The 1,671-nt window shown below is 68.2% G+C and carries 1 protein-coding gene; it reads right to left on the bottom strand.

Annotation, left to right across the window (positions count from 1 at the left end; all coding sequences use genetic code 11):
- Window positions 1-147: 147 nt before the first annotated feature.
- Window positions 148-1,581, bottom strand: a complete 1,434-nt coding sequence (locus PKH97_RS16475; protein WP_324388690.1) for an IS1380 family transposase — start codon at window positions 1,579-1,581, stop codon at window positions 148-150.
- Between the last annotated feature and the right edge of the window lie 90 nt (window positions 1,582-1,671).

Consider the following 1,671-nt stretch of genomic DNA (forward strand, 5'->3'; position numbering starts at 1 on the left):
CCTCCGTCTTTCACGGGGCAGCGGTTTGATGACGTGAGGTGCGCGGAGGGGCTGTCGGCGTGTGGGGGCAGGCGTTGGTGCCGCGTGGCGCTGCGGTGCGGGTCTTCGAGGGTCCTTGGGTCGCGGTGGTCAGGGCCGAGTGTGTTGTCAGGTCAGGAGCGGGATGGCCATCACAGCGGTGAATGCGGCGACGGCGGCCTGGGTCCAGGGCCAGGTTTCCGGCAGGCGGAGGTGGCGGCGTCGTCCGCTGGTGGTGAGTCGGGCGGGGATGTGGAGGAAGCGGTAGCGCAGCGCTTTCGGTTCGCAGGTCTTCAACGTCTCGGGCAGCGCGAGCAGCCGTAGCCAGGCGGTCAGGTCGGCGGCGATCGCGACGGCGAGAAGCCAGGTGGTGTTGATGCCGTATTCGCGGTGGGGGTACCTCCCGCTTGCGGGGGAGGGGAAGCGGCCGAGGCCGGTGTCTTTCGCGTGCCGGATGCCGTCTTCGACGCGGGCGTGGGCGCGGTGGCGGGCTTCGAGGAACGCCAACTGTCCGGTGGTGGTGTTGGTCGCGAATGCTTGGTAGCGCCACCCGTCGGCGTGTTCGAAGAGGGAGAGTTGCGCGCCGGGGTGGGGGTGTTCCCGACGCACGATCACCCGCATCCCTGTCGGCCATTTCTCGGTCATCTCCTTCGGGAGTAGGCCGGTGATCTCGACGATGTCGGCGTGCTCACGGACATCCCCGTCGGCGTCCATCGCGGGGGTCCAGGCCCGTTTCGGCACCCGCGTGATGGCCTCGCGGATGGTCTCGGTGACCGCGAACCCGACGCTGTACTGGACCGAACGGCCCCGCCTCCCACTGGTTTTCGCGGTGTTCATCCTGGTGATCCAGTCCAGCAGCTCGTGGGAGTACCCGGCCCCATCGACCCGGATCAACAGGCTCTTGCGGTGCGGGGCGGGGATTTGCGCGATCGCCTCGCTCAACACGCCGGTGTGGTCGGCGGCGGTGTTCGAGCCGGCGTTCCCCGGCCGCAACGTCGCGGCGAGCAGTTCGCCGGTGTTATCGCACCAGACCCCGATCGGGTGATACCCGAAGGTCTTCTTAAACGTCCGCGCCGCGTGTTCCTTCTCCGAGTGGGCGATCACGATCGTGGCGTCGACATCCAGCACGACCAGATCCTTCGGCAACGTGCTGTCGGCCACTCGCGCCGCCGGGAGCCCGCCCGGCAGTAGCTCCCACACCCGTTTGCGGGTCTTGGCCCGCGCGGCCGCGACCCGCTTCGCCGAGGTATCGGCCAGCTCGTCCAACGCGCGCCACACCGTCGCCGGCGACGCCACCGGCCCGAGCACATGGTCTTGGTGACGCAGCGTGTCTATATCCGAGATCGCTTCACCACCGGCGACCAGCATCGTGGCCACATCCACCAGCACCCGGCCCCGGTCATGACCCGGGACGAAACCGCGCCGCACGAGGGCCGTCGAGAGCGTCTCGGTCAGGCCGACCCGATCGGCAAGAAGCCGCACCGCGACGCTGCCCGCGTGGGCGACCACGCCCGACCCGTCACCAGATATCGCCAACCCGCTCGACCACGAAGTACGCTTCACCTACGGAGTGCCTTCCCGCTCAGGAACTTTGAACTGTCGTAAGTCCAAGTATCCCGTTGCAGGACAGGCACTTCCGTACTTTCACACCCC

Origin of the sequence: Nostocoides sp., assembly GCF_035343835.1 — a bacterium.
Classification (GTDB): Bacteria; Actinomycetota; Actinomycetes; order Actinomycetales; family Dermatophilaceae; genus Nostocoides_A; species Nostocoides_A vanveenii.